At 60.4% G+C, this 16,412-nt stretch carries 10 protein-coding genes; 5 read left to right on the forward strand and 5 right to left on the reverse strand.

Translation table 11 applies throughout. The annotated features are described in order from the left end of the window. The first annotated feature begins 16 nt into the window (after positions 1 to 16). The 3 genes from PQR62_RS20655 (at position 17) to PQR62_RS20665 (ending at position 4,307) form a co-directional block, all read left to right on the forward strand. Positions 17 to 1,264, forward strand: coding sequence for a ribulose-bisphosphate carboxylase large subunit family protein (locus PQR62_RS20655; protein ID WP_408159911.1), 1,248 nt, complete (start codon positions 17 to 19; stop codon positions 1,262 to 1,264). A 149-nt stretch (positions 1,265 to 1,413) separates the two neighbouring features. Next, complete coding sequence (locus PQR62_RS20660) at positions 1,414 to 2,436, forward strand: TRAP transporter substrate-binding protein (RefSeq protein ID WP_408159912.1); 1,023 nt, start codon at positions 1,414 to 1,416, stop codon at positions 2,434 to 2,436. Then, complete coding sequence (locus PQR62_RS20665) at positions 2,433 to 4,307, forward strand: TRAP transporter large permease (RefSeq protein ID WP_408159913.1); 1,875 nt, start codon at positions 2,433 to 2,435, stop codon at positions 4,305 to 4,307. The genes PQR62_RS20660 and PQR62_RS20665 overlap by 4 nt, the downstream gene beginning before the upstream one ends. Before the next feature lie 177 nt (positions 4,308 to 4,484). Here PQR62_RS20665 and PQR62_RS20670 read toward each other — a convergent pair whose 3' ends face one another. The 3 genes from PQR62_RS20670 to PQR62_RS20680 all read right to left on the reverse strand — a co-directional run bounded on the left by PQR62_RS20670 (position 4,485) and on the right by PQR62_RS20680 (position 10,227). Beyond that, positions 4,485 to 6,683 (reverse strand): TonB-dependent siderophore receptor, encoded by a 2,199-nt coding sequence (locus PQR62_RS20670; RefSeq protein ID WP_408159914.1) that lies wholly within the window; start codon positions 6,681 to 6,683, stop codon positions 4,485 to 4,487. Between the two features lie 278 nt (positions 6,684 to 6,961). Beyond that, entirely contained in the window at positions 6,962 to 8,584 is a 1,623-nt protein-coding gene (locus PQR62_RS20675; RefSeq protein ID WP_408159915.1) for an OpgD/OpgG family glucan biosynthesis protein, read from the reverse strand. Between the two features lie 575 nt (positions 8,585 to 9,159). Beyond that, complete coding sequence (locus PQR62_RS20680) at positions 9,160 to 10,227, reverse strand: type II asparaginase (RefSeq protein WP_408159916.1); 1,068 nt, start codon at positions 10,225 to 10,227, stop codon at positions 9,160 to 9,162. Positions 10,228 to 11,127: 900 nt separating this feature from the next. Between PQR62_RS20680 and PQR62_RS20685 the strand changes: the two genes are divergently transcribed. Continuing rightward, on the forward strand, positions 11,128 to 12,633 hold the full coding sequence (locus PQR62_RS20685; RefSeq protein WP_408159917.1) for an AMP nucleosidase: 1,506 nt from the start codon (positions 11,128 to 11,130) through the stop codon (positions 12,631 to 12,633). Between the two features lie 51 nt (positions 12,634 to 12,684). Here the strand turns inward: PQR62_RS20685 and PQR62_RS20690 are convergent, their stop codons facing one another. Next, positions 12,685 to 13,950, reverse strand: coding sequence for a YbfB/YjiJ family MFS transporter (locus PQR62_RS20690; RefSeq protein ID WP_408159918.1), 1,266 nt, complete (start codon positions 13,948 to 13,950; stop codon positions 12,685 to 12,687). 211 nt (positions 13,951 to 14,161) lie between these two features. Between PQR62_RS20690 and PQR62_RS20695 the strand changes: the two genes are divergently transcribed. Further along, a complete protein-coding gene (locus tag PQR62_RS20695) occupies positions 14,162 to 15,028 on the forward strand; it encodes a LysR family transcriptional regulator (RefSeq protein WP_408159919.1) in 867 nt (288 codons plus the stop codon). A 437-nt stretch (positions 15,029 to 15,465) separates the two neighbouring features. Here PQR62_RS20695 and nhaR read toward each other — a convergent pair whose 3' ends face one another. Further along, complete coding sequence (gene nhaR / locus PQR62_RS20700) at positions 15,466 to 16,374, reverse strand: transcriptional activator NhaR (RefSeq protein ID WP_408159920.1); 909 nt, start codon at positions 16,372 to 16,374, stop codon at positions 15,466 to 15,468. Positions 16,375 to 16,412: the final 38 nt, after the last annotated feature.

A 16,412-nucleotide genomic window follows, 5' to 3' on the forward strand; every position in this document is an offset into this window, starting at 1 on the left:
GTCAGAGGTCTGAGCAATGACGAATCAAAGAATCAAGGCGCGCTATCGCCTGCAGACGACCGGCGACGGTCGCCGCGTGGCCGAGGTGATGGCCGGCGAACAATCCTCGGGCACCTTCATCGCCATTCCCGGCGAGAGCGCCGAACTGAAAGAACGTTCAGCGGCGCGCGTCGAGCACTTCAGCGAACTGCAGCAAGCGGCGCCGGCGCCCTTGCCCGGCGCAGTTGCCGGCGAACTGCGCACGTATGAAATGGAATTGTCGTGGCCGGTCGACAATCTCGGCCTGTCGCTGACCAATCTGCTGGCGACCGTGGCCGGCAATCTGTTCGAACTCAAACAAGTCGCCGGATTGAAGATTCTCGACATCGATCTGCCGGATGCATTCGCGGCCGCCTATCCCGGCCCGGGCTTCGGCGTGGCCGGCACGCGCCAACTCTCCGGCGTCGAAGGGCGACCTCTGATCGGCACCATCATCAAGCCCTCGGTCGGACTCAGTGCAGCGGAAACTGCGGCGCTGGTGGATCAGTTGTGCGAAGGCGGCATCGACTTCATCAAGGATGACGAATTGCAGGGCGACGGTTATTACTGCAGCTTCGAAGATCGGGCGCGCGCGGTGATGGAAGTGATCGAACGCCACGCCCAGCGCAGCGGCAAGAAGGTGATGTTCGCCTTCAACCTGACCGGCGAGCTTGATGAAATGCAGCGCCGTCACGATCTGGTGGAGTCGCTCGGCGGCACTTGTGTGATGCTGAGTCTGAATTCGGTCGGCCTGACCGGTTTCAACGCCTTCCGCAAACATTGCCGCCTGCCGATTCACGCGCATCGCAACGGCTGGGGTTATCTGGGACGCTCGGAGCAGAACGGCTGGTCCTACGTCGCCTGGCAGAAGATCTGGCGACTGGCGGGCGTGGATCACATGCACGTCAACGGCCTGTCCAACAAATTCTGGGAGCCGGATGACAGCGTGATCGCCTCGGCGCGCGCCTGCTCGACGCCCATGTTCAGCGACAAGAGCTGCGCGGTGATGCCGGTGTTTTCTTCCGGCCAGTCGGCCAAGCAGATTCCCGCTACCTATCAGATGCTGCAGTCGCCCGACTTTCTGTATTGCGCCGGCGGCGGCATCGTCGCGCATCCGGCCGGCATCGCCGCCGGCGTGCGCGCACTGCGCCAGTCGTGGGACGCTGCGCGCGACAACATTGCGCTGGCGACGGCGGCGCAATCGCATGCGGAGCTGAAGCAGGCGCTGGAGACTTTCGGTTCCTGAGCGGCGGCAAGCGAACAACGAACACCGGCAGGGAAAAGTAGCGCAAAACCAGATCAATCAGCAAGGAGTAAGGCACGACGTTTCAACGACATATCGACATGGCGACCCTCACATAAGTGGGCGCCCTAAAACCATAAAAGGAGACAAGCATGACCTCGATCACACGACGCAGGATTCTGATGGCGGCGGGCGCCGGCGCCATTACCACGATAGCCGGTCCCGGCATCCGCAATGCCTATGCCGCGGAATTCACGCTCAAGACCGGCAACAATTCCGCCGAAAGCCATCCGCAGACGGTCTACATGCGCAAGGCCGCCGCCGGCATCGCCAAGGACAGCAACGGCCGGGTCGAGCTGCAAGTCTTCCCCAATTCACAACTGGGCGGCGATCCCGCCATGCTGTCGCAGCTGCGCACCGGCGCGCTGGATTTCTTCACCATCTCGGGCGTCAATGCCTTGTCGGCCATGGTGCCCAATGCCGCCATCACCGGCGTCGGCTTCGCCTTCAAGAGCAATGAAGAAGTCTCGGCCGCGATGAACGGCGACCTCGGCAAATACATCCGTGCGCAGGTGCGCAAGGCCGGGCTGGAAGTGTTCGATCAATACTGGGACAACGGCTTCCGCCAGATCACCTCGGGCAGCAAGCCGATCAAGACCGCGCAGGATCTCGACAACTTCAAGATCCGGGTGCCGCCGAGCGCGCTGTGGACTTCGCTGTTCCAGTCGCTGGGCGCTTCGCCGACCAATATCAGCTTCAACGAAGCCTACTCGGCGCTACAGACCAAGATCGTCGACGGCCAGGAAAATCCGCTGGTGATCATCGAGGTCTCCAAGCTGTACGAGGTGCAGAAATACTGCGCGCTGTCGAATCACATGTGGGACGGTTTTCTGTGTCTGGCCAATCGCCGTTCATGGGGCCGCCTGCCGCCCAATCTGCAAGAGATCGTGACGCATCACATCAACAGCAATGCGCTGGAGCAGCAGAAGGAAGTGATCCGCGTCAATGCCTCGCTGCGTTCGACGCTGGAAGGACACGGTCTGGCCTTCAACGAAGTCGACACCAAGGGCTTCCGCGACAAACTCAGCAAGTCCGGGTTCTACGCCGAGTGGAAAAAGAAATTTGGCGATGAAGCCTGGGGCTATCTCGAAAAAGTCACCGGCAATCTGGCATGACCACCTCACAGCCAACGGCAACGGCGCACGGCTCCGCGCCGCAGGTGCTGCCCGCGCTGCGCAAGATCGATTACTTCATCGGCAAGCTGGCTGAAATTCCGGCCGCCTTGCTGGTGGCGGTGGAGATTCTGATCCTGTTCATCGGCGTGGTGGCGCGTTACTTCTTCCATCATCCGCTGGTCTGGGTGGATGAACTGGCCAGCATTCTGTTCTTGTGGCTGGCGATGCTGGGCGCGGTGGTGGCCCTGCATCGCGGCGAGCACATGCGCATGACGGCCATCGTCAACAAGACCGGCGAGCATTGGCGGCCGATGTGGAATTTCGTCGCGGTCACGGCCTGCCTGGCGTTTCTGGTGATGATCCTCTTCCCGGCCTACGAATATGTGGAAGAGGAAATGGTCATCCGCACGCCCGCGCTGGACATCATCAATGCCTGGCGGGTGGCGGCGATTCTGGTCGGCACGGTGATGATGATCATCATCAGCCTGCTGCGGCTGGTCAGCTTCGGCAACTGGAAACTGACCGCCACCGGCCTCGCCATCGTCGCGGTGGTGGCCGGCCTGTTCCATGCCTCGGTGCCTTTCATGCAAGGTCTGGGCAATCTGAATCTGCTGATCTTCTTCGTGCTGATCGTCGGCGCCACGATTCTGAGCGGCATGCCGATTGCCTTTTCCTTCGGACTGGCGACCTTCGGCTATCTGGCCCTGAGCACCACCATGCCCTCGCTGGTGGTATTGAGCCGCATGGATGAAGGCATGTCGCAGATCATTCTGCTGGCGGTGCCGCTGTTCATTTTCCTCGGCTTGCTGATCGAGATGACCGGCATGGCGCAAGCCATGATCAGCTTCCTCGCCAGCATGCTGGGGCATGTGCGCGGCGGTCTGGCCTATGTGCTGGTGGGCGCCATGTATCTGGTGTCCGGCATCTCCGGCTCGAAGACGGCGGACATGGCGGCCATTGCGCCTATCCTGTTTCCGGAGATGAAGAAGCGCGGCGCCAAGCAGGGCGAACTGGTGGCGCTGTTGTCGGCCACCGGCGCGCAGACCGAAACCATTCCGCCCAGCATCGTCCTGATCACCATCGGCTCGGTCACCGGCGTCTCGATCTCGGCGCTGTTCACCGGCGGCATGCTGCCCGGCGTGGTGCTGGCGATCACCTTGTGCGTGGTGGTGTGGGCGCGTTCGCGTCACGAAGATCTGTCGCACGTGCAGCGTACGCCGCTGGCGCAGATTCTGCGCATCGGCGCTACCGCCGTGCCGGCGCTGGCGCTGCCGTTCTTCATCCGCTTTGCAGTGGTGGAGGGCATCGCCACTGCGACCGAAGTGTCGACGCTGGGCGTGGCGTATGCGATTGTGGTCGGGCTGCTGATCTACCGCCGCTTCGACACCAGACGGCTGATGCCCATCCTGATCGAAACGGCGGCCTTGTCGGGCGCGATTCTGATGATCATCGGCACTGCCACCGCGATGGCCTGGGCGCTGACGCAATCCGGCTTCTCGCACTCGTTGGCGACCATGATGTCGACTCTGCCCGGCGGCCGCGCCATGTTCATCGCGGTCTCGATTGCGGTGTTCATCGTGCTCGGCAGCGTGCTGGAGGGCATCCCCGCCATCGTGCTGTTCGGGCCCTTGCTGTTCCCGATCGCCAAACAGGTCGGCGTGCATGAAGTGCAATACGCCATGATCGTGATCCTGTCGATGGGCATGGGCCTGTTCGCACCGCCCTTCGGCGTCGGCTACTACGGCGCCTGCGCCATCAGCAAGATCCATCCGGACGAAGGCATACGTCCCATCATCGGCTACATGATTGCCCTGTTCATCGGCATCGTGGTGGTCGCGATGGTGCCGTGGATTTCAATTGGTTTCCTGTGATCTGGCGTGGTTGATGCGCTGCTGTTGACCTATGGCGCAGACGCAGCACAGACGCAGCACAGACGCAAAGTTTTCATGGCCCGCTTCGGCGGGTTCTTTTTTGCGGACAACAAAAAAACGCCGGACGAATCCGGCGTGTTCTTTGCAGCTTTCAGTCAGTTGCCTGAGCGCTGCAGGTCAGAACTGATAGCCCAGCGTCGCAGTCATGGTGCGGCCTTCACCGTACTGACAATAAGTCTTGGAGCAGATGCCCGGGAAGTAGACCTTGTTGAGCAGATTCTGCACATTGAATGCGAAGCGCATGCCCTTGAGGCTGGGGCTGATCTTGGCGAGGTCATAGCGCAGCATGGCATCGATCAACACATAGCTCGGGATCTTTTGCGTGTTGGCCGAATCGGCCCACATCATGCCGGTGTAGCGTGCGCCCGCGCCCATGCCCAGACCGGCCAGCGGCCCGTTCTGCAAGGTGTAGTCGGCCCACAGCGAGGCTGCGTGCGGCGCCACCGAAGTCGCCTTCTTGCCCTTGGTGGCCGGATCCGAGTTGGTGTACTCGGCATCGGTATAGGTATAGGACGCAGTCAGATTCACGCCGCTTTTCAACGTGGTCTTGGCTTCCAGTTCCACGCCCTGAGTGGTCAGTTCACCCGCCTGCACCGAGCATAGGGTATTGCCGGCGCACACGTGCGCAGGATCGGCATCGGTCATGGTGATGTTCTTTTGCTTCTGCCGATACAGGGCGCCCGACAGCATGGCGTTGTAGCTGGCCGGCTGATAGCGCAGACCGGCTTCATACAGAATGCCGCGCGTAGGGCGGAAGGCGTTGCCGAAGAAGTCGGTGCCGCTGACCGGCTCGAACGACTCCGAATAGCTCAGGTAAGGCGCCAGACCATTGTCGAACAGGTACAGCGCCGCCAGCCGCTTGGTAAAGGCGGTGTCGTCCAGACTGGCGGTGGTGGCGCCGCTCTGCTGGTTACGGGTGCTGGTGCGCGCCTGCTCGTAACGGCCGGCCAGGGTGAAGCGCCATTGGTCGAGCGCGATCTGGTCCTGCACGTAGACGCCGGGACGTTCCTGCTTCTGCAGGGTCGGGGTCTGATTGACCCAGGCCGAGGTCGGGCCGCTGCCGTATACCGGGTTGTAGATATCGATGGAGCGCGCGCTGGCGCTCTGGCTGCGGGTATCTTCGTCGTATTGCGAATAATCGAAACCGGTCAGCATGGTGTGCTTCAGAGGGCCGGTACCGAACCTGGCCTCCAGATGGGTATCGACATTGGTGGTCTGGCTCTGACGCCAGGCCTGCGAGGCCGAGCGCAATACCGTGCGGTTATCTGCCTGCAGATTGGCGAAGCCGGTCGGCGAGATCGCGCGTGAATAGGCATTGATGTCGGCGAAGCGGAAGTTCTGACGCAAGGTCAGCGCGTCGTTGAAACGATGCTCGAAGGCATAGCCGACTGCGTGCTGCTCACGCGTGTAGATGTTGTAGTCGGGTTCGCCCAGGTTGCGATTGCGTGCGATCTGGCCCAGCGGATTGGGCAGCAGGGTACCGACTGAAGGGATGAAGTTGCGCGGGCTCAGTTCCTCGTTCAGATAATGCGCCAGCAGCGTGAAGCTGGTATCGGATGAAATCTTCCACGTCAGCGCCGGCGCGATGTAGCGGCGGTTGTTCTTGATGCCGTCGACCCCGGTGCCGGCGTCGCGGATCAGGCCATTCACGCGGAAGCTGAGTTTGCCGTCTTCATCGATGGCGCCGCCCAGATCGAATGCGGCCTGCTTGCGATGGAAGCTGCCGGTCTGCAATTCGATCGCCCGAATTGGTTCCGCAGTCGGGCGCTTGCTGACGGCATTTGAAATACCGCCCGGCGCATTCTGGCCGTACAGCACCGAGGCCGGGCCGCGCAGCACTTCGACGCGTTCCAGGCCCCAGGTTTCAGTGCGCATGGTAACGGCGCCGCCGCCACCGGAATACACCACGCGCAGACCATCCAGATACTGGCTGGAGAAATAGCCGCGGATGTAAGCCCAGTCGCCGTTGGGATCCGGATAGGGCGCGCCGACGCCGGGCGTATAAGCCAGCGCCTGCACCAGATTTTGTACGCCGCGTGCATCCATTTCATCGCGGGTGACGATGGATACGGATTGCGGTGTTTCCAGCAAAGGGGTTTCGGTCTTGCTGCCGGCGAGCGTCTTTTTGGCGACGTAGCCGCTGACCGGGCCGGTTGCAGTCTGATCGGAGCTGCCTGTCACCTGAATTTCAGGCAGGCTGGAATCGCCTGTTGGGCTCTGTGCCGAAACCGGGCCGGCCATTAAAAATGCACTTGCGATGGCGCTGGCGAGCAAACGCGGACGGGCCTGCGGCGCACGCATGGAAAAGAGTGTCATGGATTCCCTTGATATGAATGTCGACTGCCTGGCAGTGACATCAACAGGGCTGGGTCACAAGGTGCTGGGTCTCGAAGTAATGGAGCCGCTGTAGCGGCTTTACAAATTTTTGCAAATGATAATTGTTATTGTTTGTGCTGTCATCAATAGCCTTGCTATTTTTTTTCACCTTGATTTCTGGCAAGTGCTGACGGACGAAAAAATAGCCGGACGAGCTCCGGCTATGTTGCTAATACAGTCACATCCGTACGCCCGCGCTTATCCTTGCAGGCCTTGCTTTAGTACAAGCCCTGCGTCTTGAACGGGTGATACTGGAACAGCCAGGTCTCCGACAGCGGCTCGTCCTTGTTGCGCAGGAACAGGCGGATGTCGACCGGGTCTTCGCCGTCGACCGTGAGGTCGAACTGGGCGCGCCAGTGGCCGGCGACGCCGTTGGGGACCGCTTCTGTGAAGACGTAGGAGAACTGGCCGCGCGAGGCGCTGAGTACCGGTTCAGGGCGGGCGCCAAAGGGCAGTTTTTCAAGCGGTGCGCCCTTGAACTCGACCATGAATTTGCGCACATTGGGCGGACGCGGCTGGCCCGGCTGGCCGCCACGGCCGAGGCGGGTAGCGACGCAGCGCGCCAGCGGTGAGGGGAAGGGCTCCTCTTTTTGCCAGTACAGGCGGTAGCGCAGACGATAGCTGCTGCCGGCGCTCGCCGCCGCCTTCGGCACCCACATGGCGACGATGTTGTCGTGGATTTCGTCGTCAGTCGGAATCTCGATCAGCTGCACGGCGCCTTCGCCCCAGCCTTCCAGCGGCTCGACCCACAGGCTGGGACGGCGTTCATACATCACGCCATCCTGATAATGATCGAAGTTGCGGTCGCGCTGCAGCAGACCGAAGCCGCGGATGTTGTTGTCGCCGAAGGCCGAAGTCGTGGTGCGCGGCGGATTGTCGAGCGGGCGCCAGATATGTTCGCCGGCGCCGTTCCAGATCGCCAGACCGTCGGAATCGTGCACCTCGGGGCGCCAGTCGGCGCCGGTCCCTTTCACGGTTTCGGAGAACCAGTACATCGAGGTGGCCGGTGCGATGCCGAGACGGCTGACGTCCTTGCGCAGGAATAGCGCTTTTTCAATTTCCATGATGACGCCGGCGCCGCGCTGCATCACGAAGCGATAGGCGCCGGTGATGCTGGGGCCGTCCAGCACGGCGTACACCACCACCGCATCGCCGCCCTCGGCCGGCGGTTCGAAGTAGAAGTGGGTGAAGTTGGGAAACTCTTCTTCCTTGCCGGCCACGGCCGGGTCGATGGCGATGCCGCGCGCCGACAGGCCGTATTGATACAGGTCGCCGATGGCGCGGAAATAGGAGGCGCCGAGGAAGGCGACCCAGTCGTTCTTGTGCCAGTCGAGCTTGCTTTGATCGCCGAGGCGGCTCTCCTGAAAGCGGAAGCCGGCAAAGCCGCTGCCGGCCGGCAGCTTGTGCGCGGGGCTGTCGGCCGGCATGTCGAAATAGCTTTCGTCGTACACGATTTCGCGCGCGCGCTTGGCGCCGTTGCTGCCGGTGGCGCCTTCCAGCACATGCATGCGCACCGGCGACAGGAAGAAGCGGCCGAGGTGAAAAAAGGTCAGCGGAAATTGACCCGGGCCGTCGGCGAATGGCGCATAGCCGGTGTCGAACTTGATCTTGCCGTGCGCTTCGTAATCGATCTGATCCAGAATCTCGCGCGGCGGTGCGGGCTGCGGCTGGTATGGGCTTTGCGCCAGCGCGCGTGCGCGCGCAATCAGGTCCTCGTAGGAGAACTTGCTGGCGGCCGACAGTTTGATGCGATTGGCGGCCAGCGCCTCCGGCGTGATGCCGAATGCGGCCAGGGCGGCAGCAGCGGTGGCGGAGGTCAGGAAACGGCGTCGGTTCAGCATGGTAGTTGTGTCTCTATGGATTGTCGGGGTTGCGCAAGTGGACGCCGGCTGGAGATGGGCTGTGCTCGGCATGGCCTGCGACGCCTGTTTTTTTTCCGGCAGCTTGCATGCATCAAGGCCGGCGGCGCTGAGGCTGGTGGATGTTCATTGCATTTTTACCATCTTCAGCCAGGCCTGCGATTGCGAAAGCTCAGCTTCACTGAGTTGAAAAAGAGTCGGATGGTTCCGTGCACGCATCATGCGCCCGCAATCCTTGCTCGTCTTCTATCGATGATCCGGCGCTCTTGAGGGAGGCGGGTTTGACTGCACCTGTCTGCTCCTGTCTATGGCTTGCAGGGAACAGGGTTGCGGCGCTGATCGCCGCGATTGCTGCAGAGGCGAGCTTGCCGGCGACGGGCAAGTCATGGAATTCAGCGGTAGCCGTATTTGCCGACAAGCCCTTGCAGGATGAACTGCACAATGTAAAAGGCCGGCGACATGTGCATGTCGCCGGCCTTCTTTTGCGTTTCGAATCGGTGGCGGATGTCGCTGATTCAGAGCAGCTGCATCACGCCGTGATCCGATCGGGCATCAGATCAATATTCGTAAAAATACTTTTGGATCTGTTTGGTGTCGGTCGTCTTGGTCAGTGCCAGCATCAGCAGGATGCGTGCCTTCTGTGCATTCAGCGTGTCCGACACGACGAAGTCCAGCTTGTCGTCGTCGGCTTCGCCGTTGCGTGCCACGATGCCCTGGCCGACGCGGCTGGAACGAACGATCACCACGCCTTTGTTGCGTGCTTCAGTCAGCGATGGCGCTACGGTGTTGTTCAGGCTGCCGTCACCCACGCCGGCGTGGATGATGCCCTTGGCACCGGCGGCGACGAAGGCGTTCAGCGCGATCGGGTTCATGTTGGCGTAGCCGTAGACGATGTCGACTTGCGGCAGTGTATCCATCTTCGAGATATCGAATTCCGAGTCGGCAGTGTGCTTGCGGGTCGATTGACGATAGAAGAACGGCTTGCTGCCCTGGATGTAACCGAGCAGGCCCAGTTCAGGTGTCTTGAAAGTATCCAGGGTCGAGGTGTTGGTCTTGGTGACTTCGCGACCGGCGTTGATCTGGTCGTTCAGTGTCACCAGCACGCCCTTGCCGATGGCTTCCTTGCTGCCGGCCAGCAGAACTGCGTTGTACAGATTGATCGGGCCGTCGGCGCTGATCGCAGTCGATGGGCGCATCGCGCCGACGATCACGACCGGCTTCTTGCTGTGCACGGTCAGGTCGAGAAAGTAAGCGGTTTCTTCAATCGTGTCGGTGCCGTGAGTGATCACGATGCCATCGACATCATCCTGTGCCAGCAGCGTGTTGACGCGCTTGGACAGCTTCAGCCAATAGTCGTTGTTCATGTTTTCGCTGGCGATCTGGAACACTTGTTCGCCCTTGACGTTGGCGACTTTCTTCAGTTCCGGCACGGCATCGATCAGCGCTTCGACGCCGATTTTTGCGGCGGTGTAGCCGACGGTGGTGGTGCTGGTTGCGCCAGTGCCGGCGATGGTGCCGCCGGTCGCGAGAATCATCACATTAGGAAGCTTCTGCGCATGGGCTGCCGACGCGAACGCGACGCACAGCAACAGCAGAAATTGGCGGAATAGATTTTTTGCGTACATGAGTGCCTCTTGGTAAGGATTGTATGTTTTGTGTCCGCGATGTCCGGTGCGCCGGAGCGGCATACCGGCGGGCCTTGCGAGCCATCGGGAGCGCTCACGATAGCATCACTCGCATCTTCTTCAAAGCGGTTTTTTGATTGAAAAAAGCATGCACCTTCGGTGTGAAAATGCGCACCGGAATGAGCTGGTTGAGCACCACAAACGGACATCCCCGAAGCATGCCGAACAGCAAGATTGTGTGGTTGTTTGCACAAGTTTTCATCTTGCGCGAAAGCGATTTCCAGACGATTCAAATGGCCCAAAACCTGATTTAAACGGAGGCTTTGCGGGAGGGCGCGCGCGGGCATGTCCATGCCCCTGCTCGTAATCGGTGAATGGCTATTTGCCAACAAGCGGACGGGGCACGATGTGCGCCGCGCGAGAAGTGGCGGCCCGCAGGGGCGCGACGACAAAAGATGTCAGGATAAACGGACGGCATTTCCGAGAAAGGCGGATTCTCTCGTTTGAAATCTGCGTATCAGAAATTGCGCGTGCGCTGAAAGAGTCTGGTCGAGAGGATGGCGAGAGAAAGTGGAATGGCAGTCGATTTCAGTTGCAGATTTTTTGCTGCGGGCAGGGCGTTGATGCGCTGAGATCGTGTCTGCTTTCAAGCGTCTCAAGCTACCTGCTTTTTTGAGGACAGGCTTGGACGATAGCACCAAAAGCCACTGCCGGTAAAGCGAGTGAAATGCGATGTTGCGGCCTCTGTTTCACTCATCCGGCGAACCTGAATACTCAGGTAATATCGAGACCAGGGCAGCAGTATGGTGCGGCGCCGCGAACCTTCATGCGATGTCCGGCTCATACTGAAAGTGCATCTCGCTGCCTGCTGACGCGTGATACGAAAAGATGGAGAAAAATATGTTCGATACAAAAAAATTTACCAATCCCGAAGAAGCCGTCGCTCGCGTACTCGACATCTACGAACACAATACAGCCTTGCTGCGTGAGGCCTTCCGCAAGTTTTCTGCCGGTGAAGAATTGCCGCAGCGGGTGCGGGCCTGCTATCCCTTTGTGCGTATCACCACCGACAAGGCCACGCACACCGATACCCGCCAGTCCTTCGGTTTTGTCGGCGCGCCCGGCACTTATGAAACCACGCTGACGCGGCCCGCGCTGTTCCACACTTACCTGCTAAGCCAGTTCAAGCTGGTGCTGCAGAATCACCAGGTGCCGCTGGAGATCGGCGTGAGCGACATGCCGATTCCGGTGCACTTCGCTTTCCCCGAAGGCATACACGTTGAAGGCAGTCTCGATCCCGATCACCTGCGCCTGCTGCCGGATTCCTTCGACCTGCCCGACCTGGCGACCATGGACGATCGCATCGTCAACGGGACATATGAGGTGGAGAACGGCATGTGGCGCGACGGCGTACATCCGCTGGCCCTGTTCACCGGACCGCGCGTCGATTATTCGCTGCATCGTCTGCGGCACTACACGGCGACGGCGCCGGATCAGTTTCAGCGCTATGTGCTGTTCACCAATTACGCGTTCTATATCGATGAGTTCATCCGTCTCGGTCGTCAGCTGATGCAAGCGACCGATGATCCGGCCGAGCGTGAATACCGTCAGCAATATGTGTCCTTCGTCGAACCCGGCAACGTTACCACCTGGAGCGCCAATCAGCCTGATGGGCAAGCCGCGCGCGACCAGGTCGGCAAGGCGCCGGCGCGTCAGCCGCAGATGCCGGCGTATCACCTGCAACGCGCAGACGGCAGCGGCATCACGCTGATCAATATCGGCGTCGGGCCATCGAATGCCAAAACCATTACCGATCACGTGGCGGTATTGCGTCCGCACGGCTGGCTGATGCTGGGCCATTGTGCGGGCTTGTCGGCCTCGCAGCGCATGGGTGATTACGTGCTGGCGCACGCCTATGTGCGCGACGATCACGTGCTGGATGACGACCTGCCGCTATGGGTGCCGATCCCCGCGCTGGCCGAGGTGCAACTGGCCTTGCAGGATGCCGTGGCCGGCATCACGCAGCTGGAAGGTTACGAGCTCAAGCGCATCATGCGCACCGGCACCGTCGCTTCGGTCGACGATCGCAACTGGGAGCTGCGCGATCACCGCACGCCGCTGCTGCGTTTCAGTCAGAGCCGGGCGATTGCGCTGGACATGGAGAGTGCAACGGTGGCCGCCAACGGTTTCCGTTTCCGTGTTCCTTACGGCACCTTGCTGTGCGTGTCGGACAAACCTCTGCATGGCGAGATCAAGTTGCCCGGCATGGCCAACAGCTTCTACGAGCAACGCGTGGCGCAGCATCTGAAGATCGGCATCCGCGCGCTGGAGCTGTTGCGCAACAACGGCATCGAGCAATTGCACAGCCGCAAGCTGCGCAGTTTCAGCGAGCCGGCGTTCCGCTGATATCGCCTGCTGCGTGCGGAAACGAAAGAGCCTGCAATTGCAGGCTCTTTTTCATTGGGAGATCGGATAAGGATGCCGGCGCGACAGGCGGTAATACATGGCGGCGCCGAACAATAGTGCGACCACTGCGACACACAGCGAAGGCGAGAACGACCCGCTGCGATGAACCAGTGCGGTCGCCAGCGGCGGACCGGCTATCTGGCCCAGGCCATAGGAGGCGGTCATCAGACCCATCAGGCTGCTGGCATGTTCGTGCCGCAGACGGCGTGCCTCGCGCATGGCGAACAAGGTGATGGCAGTGAAGGGCAGGCCCAGCAGCAGGCAGCTCAAGGCGAAGCCGAACGCATTCGGCAGCAGGATGCTGAGCGAGACCCCGACCGCCTGCATCAGATAGCTGATCGTCAGCAGACGACGCTGGTCGCCGTCGGCCGAAAGGCGGGTGGCGCCAAATGCACCCAGCGCCACGCCGAAACCGAAGATCGGCCAGAAGAAATCCGGCCAGAATGAATCGGGCAAGGCCTGGCGCGCGATCACCGGCAAAAATGTGGCGGTGATGATGTAGCCGAATCCTGCCATGCCGTAGGCGATCACTTGCAGATGGACTTCGCGTTTCACCGTTGCCGTTTCGCCGGCCGGTTTGTTTTTGCTGGCGCCGGCAGGACTGAGGTCTTGATCGGCAGGGTCGTTACGATAGGTACGCCAGATCATCAATGCCAGCAGCAGCGCCAATGCGCCGAACGCCAGCCAGCCGGAATCTGCGCTCCAGCCATGCGCCACCATCGGTCCGGACGAAAGCCCGGTCAGCATGATGCCGATGCCGGGCCCGCAGAAAATCACGCCGCCCAATTCCGGATATCCGAGTTGCGTCAGCTTGTGCAGACACCAGCCCGAGCTGTAGACAAACACAAAGGCGCTGACCATACCGGATATCAGACGCAGTGAAATCCACAAGATGTCGTTGTGCAGCAGGCCCATGCCCCAGGTCAGCAAGACGGTGGCAACCAGGCCGCCTTTGATCATGGTGATGGGAGCTTTGCTGCGATGCAGCGCGCACAGCATGGCGCCGAGAAAGTAGCCGATGTAATTGGCGGTCGCCAGCATGCCGGCGGTGTTGAGATTGAGTGTGCCGTCATGCAGCATCATCGGCAGCAGCGGGGTGAAGGCGAAGCGGCCCACGCCCATTGCGGCTGCCAGCGCGAGCATGCCGGACAGGCAAATCTGCCAGGCCAGGGCGCGGCCGGCATGGTGTTGTGCGTTTGGCGTGCCACTGGTTACGCTTGATGTGCGCACACTTTCATTCTGAGTCGGCAGCTTCATGCGCCGACTCCCGCAGGGCTTGCGTCAGCGCAACGCAGGACATTGCGGATAACGAAAAGAGAGAGGGGCAACGATGTATCGACATCTTGCAGGCTGCAGCGTGGGCTCATGTCTGGCGCTTGGTTCTTGAGAATGACTAGTATGGTATCGTGATTCAAACATCTAAAAAAATGAATAATTGAAATGACTTGATCTGTATAAGAGATGAATCATGGAGCTTGCCGAACTTGAAATATTCCGCGCGGTCGTGACCGAGGGGGGCATCACGCGCGCGGCCGAGCGTCTGCACAGAGTGCAGTCCAACGTCACCACCCGCATCAAGCAGCTGGAAGAGTCGATCGGCGTGCCGCTGTTTGTTCGCGATCGGCGGCGCATGGTGCTGACGCCGGCCGGTGAGGTCATGCTGGACTATGCCGAGCGCATTCTGGATCTGGTGCAGGAGGCCAGGCAGGCCGCAGCACCGCAGAATCCGAGCGGACGCCTGCGCATAGGCTCGATGGAAAGTACTGCCGCCAGTCGCTTGCCGGGGCCGCTGGCGGAGTTTCATCAGCGCTGGCCCGAGGTGCGGCTTGAGCTCAGCACCGGGCCTAGCCTGCATCTGATCGATCAGGTCAGGAATTTCAAACTGGACGGCGCGCTGGTGGCCGGCCCTTTGCCGGACTTGTCGCTGGACGCTACGCCGCTGTACACCGAGGAGTTGCTGGTGGCGGTGCCGGCCAGCCATCGCCGCGTGCGCAGTGCCGATGATATTGAACTGGATACTCTGATCGTATTCGAGCAAGGCTGTACTTATCGGCTTCATGCCGAGGCCTGGCTGGCTTCGGCGCAGAAGAAGCCGGTGCGCCCCATGCGCGTGCTTGAACTGGCCTCGTATCACGCCATGCTGGCCTGCGTGGCGGCCGGGGCGGGTGTCGCCCTGGTGCCGCGTTCGGTGTTGCAATTGCAGGCGCAGCCGTTGAAGTTCGCAACTTATTCTTTGGGCAAGAATGGAAGAATCACAACTTATCTGATCTGCCGACGTGAAAAATCTTCGGCCACCTTTCTGGCCTTGCGAGCTTTACTTCTGGCGAGTGTTTGATATATTGAATGCAGACGCGAGTTGTTACAGCTTATGAGGATGACGTAACAATTTGTAATAAACACTGCGCTGCGCCTCTGATTTTTTTATATTGAAGTTCCCCCTCCATTCTCCCCCCCGAGAATGGGATTTACCCCACGGACTGCAAAGGACGTGGGGTTTTTCTTTTGTGTTTCCGGTTTTCGCCAAGCGTGCGTCGGCCTTGCTGCTGGCGGACTTTCGGCTGATTGGTGAGGCAAGCAGCAATCCATCGCCTGCTGATTTCGCGCTGACATCTCTCAATGCCGAGGTCAGCGTTCCGTCAGGTGTAAAGATGTGTTAGTCGAGCCGCGAACATATTCAGCATGAGACGCCTGCGATATCGTCACAACGGTGTGCAAGGATTTTTCTCGTCGCAGATATGTGGGCGCACATTGCTGGTATTACCAATCCCGCCCTTACTTTTTGCCGTCGATGAGACTGGCGCGTGCGCCTGATTGAATCGCCAGCACGGCGGGATGCGTCAGTTTGCGCTCTGCCGATATCGCAAAAAATTGTTCTTTGACAAGCTCGGTCTGGCCGATTTCAGTGACGGAGAATTGTTTGCGCACCTGATCCGCCACGGCAGTCGGCACCGCGAAGATGCCTGCGCCGGCATCGCCGAAGGCCAGCATCAGCGCGCCGTCGTCGAATTCGCCGGTGATGCGGGGTCTTATCTTTTCCTTTTCAAACCAGCGCAGCAGGCGCGGCCTGACTGCGGCATCTTCGCCCGGCATCAGGAACGGCGCGTCATCCAGGCTGTGCGGAAATCCCTGTCGGTATTTGCGCGCCAGCGCCGGGGTCGCGAAGAAGCTGATGCCGCATTCGCCCAGCAAGTGGTTGTAGCCACGCACATCGACGTTGGGCGGCATCGGACTATCGGCGATGATGATGTCGAGTCGATGAATCGCCAGCTCGCCCAGCAGGCTCTCCAGCTTGCCTTCACGGCAAATGATGCGCAGCGGCTCCTGCAGATCGAGCGCGGTTTCCAGCAGTAGGTAGGCGATCGCTTTCGGCACCGCATCGGCCACGCCGACTTTCAATTGCAGTGGAAATCCACCCGGGCGGAAGCGCAAGGCTTCTTCCAGTTCTTCGCCCAGCGTGAAGATCTGATCGGCATAGCCGAACACCATGCGCCCCGCGTCGTTGAGCTCAAGGCGCCGTCCGACGCGGTTGAACAATTGATAGCCGAGACTATCCTCAAACTGCGTCAATTGCCCGCTGATGGTCTGCGCGGTGAGATGCAGCTTCTCGCTGGCGCGCGCAATGCCGCCGCTTTTGGCGACCATCCAGAAATAATGCAGATGCTTGTAATTGATATTGGCCATCGACCCTGATCATCGGTTTTTTCGAATTGAAAGATCAG

Origin of the sequence: Herbaspirillum lusitanum (assembly GCF_046025995.1) — a bacterium.
Lineage (GTDB): Bacteria > Pseudomonadota > Gammaproteobacteria > Burkholderiales > Burkholderiaceae_D > Herbaspirillum > Herbaspirillum lusitanum_A.

Excerpts from the sequence above, each read along its gene's own strand:
- PQR62_RS20670 (WP_408159914.1), bottom strand. The coding sequence starts at position 6,683 with ATGACACTCTTTTCCATGCGTGCGCCGCAGGCCCGTCCGCGTTTGCTC.
- PQR62_RS20675 (WP_408159915.1), bottom strand. The coding sequence starts at position 8,584 with ATGCTGAACCGACGCCGTTTCCTGACCTCCGCCACCGCTGCTGCCGCC.
- PQR62_RS20655 (WP_408159911.1), top strand. The coding sequence starts at position 17 with ATGACGAATCAAAGAATCAAGGCGCGCTATCGCCTGCAGACGACCGGC.
- nhaR (WP_408159920.1), bottom strand. The coding sequence starts at position 16,374 with ATGGCCAATATCAATTACAAGCATCTGCATTATTTCTGGATGGTCGCC.
- PQR62_RS20680 (WP_408159916.1), bottom strand. The coding sequence starts at position 10,227 with ATGTACGCAAAAAATCTATTCCGCCAATTTCTGCTGTTGCTGTGCGTC.
- PQR62_RS20660 (WP_408159912.1), top strand. The coding sequence starts at position 1,414 with ATGACCTCGATCACACGACGCAGGATTCTGATGGCGGCGGGCGCCGGC.
- PQR62_RS20690 (WP_408159918.1), bottom strand. The coding sequence starts at position 13,950 with ATGAAGCTGCCGACTCAGAATGAAAGTGTGCGCACATCAAGCGTAACC.
- PQR62_RS20665 (WP_408159913.1), top strand. The coding sequence starts at position 2,433 with ATGACCACCTCACAGCCAACGGCAACGGCGCACGGCTCCGCGCCGCAG.
- PQR62_RS20685 (WP_408159917.1), top strand. The coding sequence starts at position 11,128 with ATGTTCGATACAAAAAAATTTACCAATCCCGAAGAAGCCGTCGCTCGC.
- PQR62_RS20695 (WP_408159919.1), top strand. The coding sequence starts at position 14,162 with ATGGAGCTTGCCGAACTTGAAATATTCCGCGCGGTCGTGACCGAGGGG.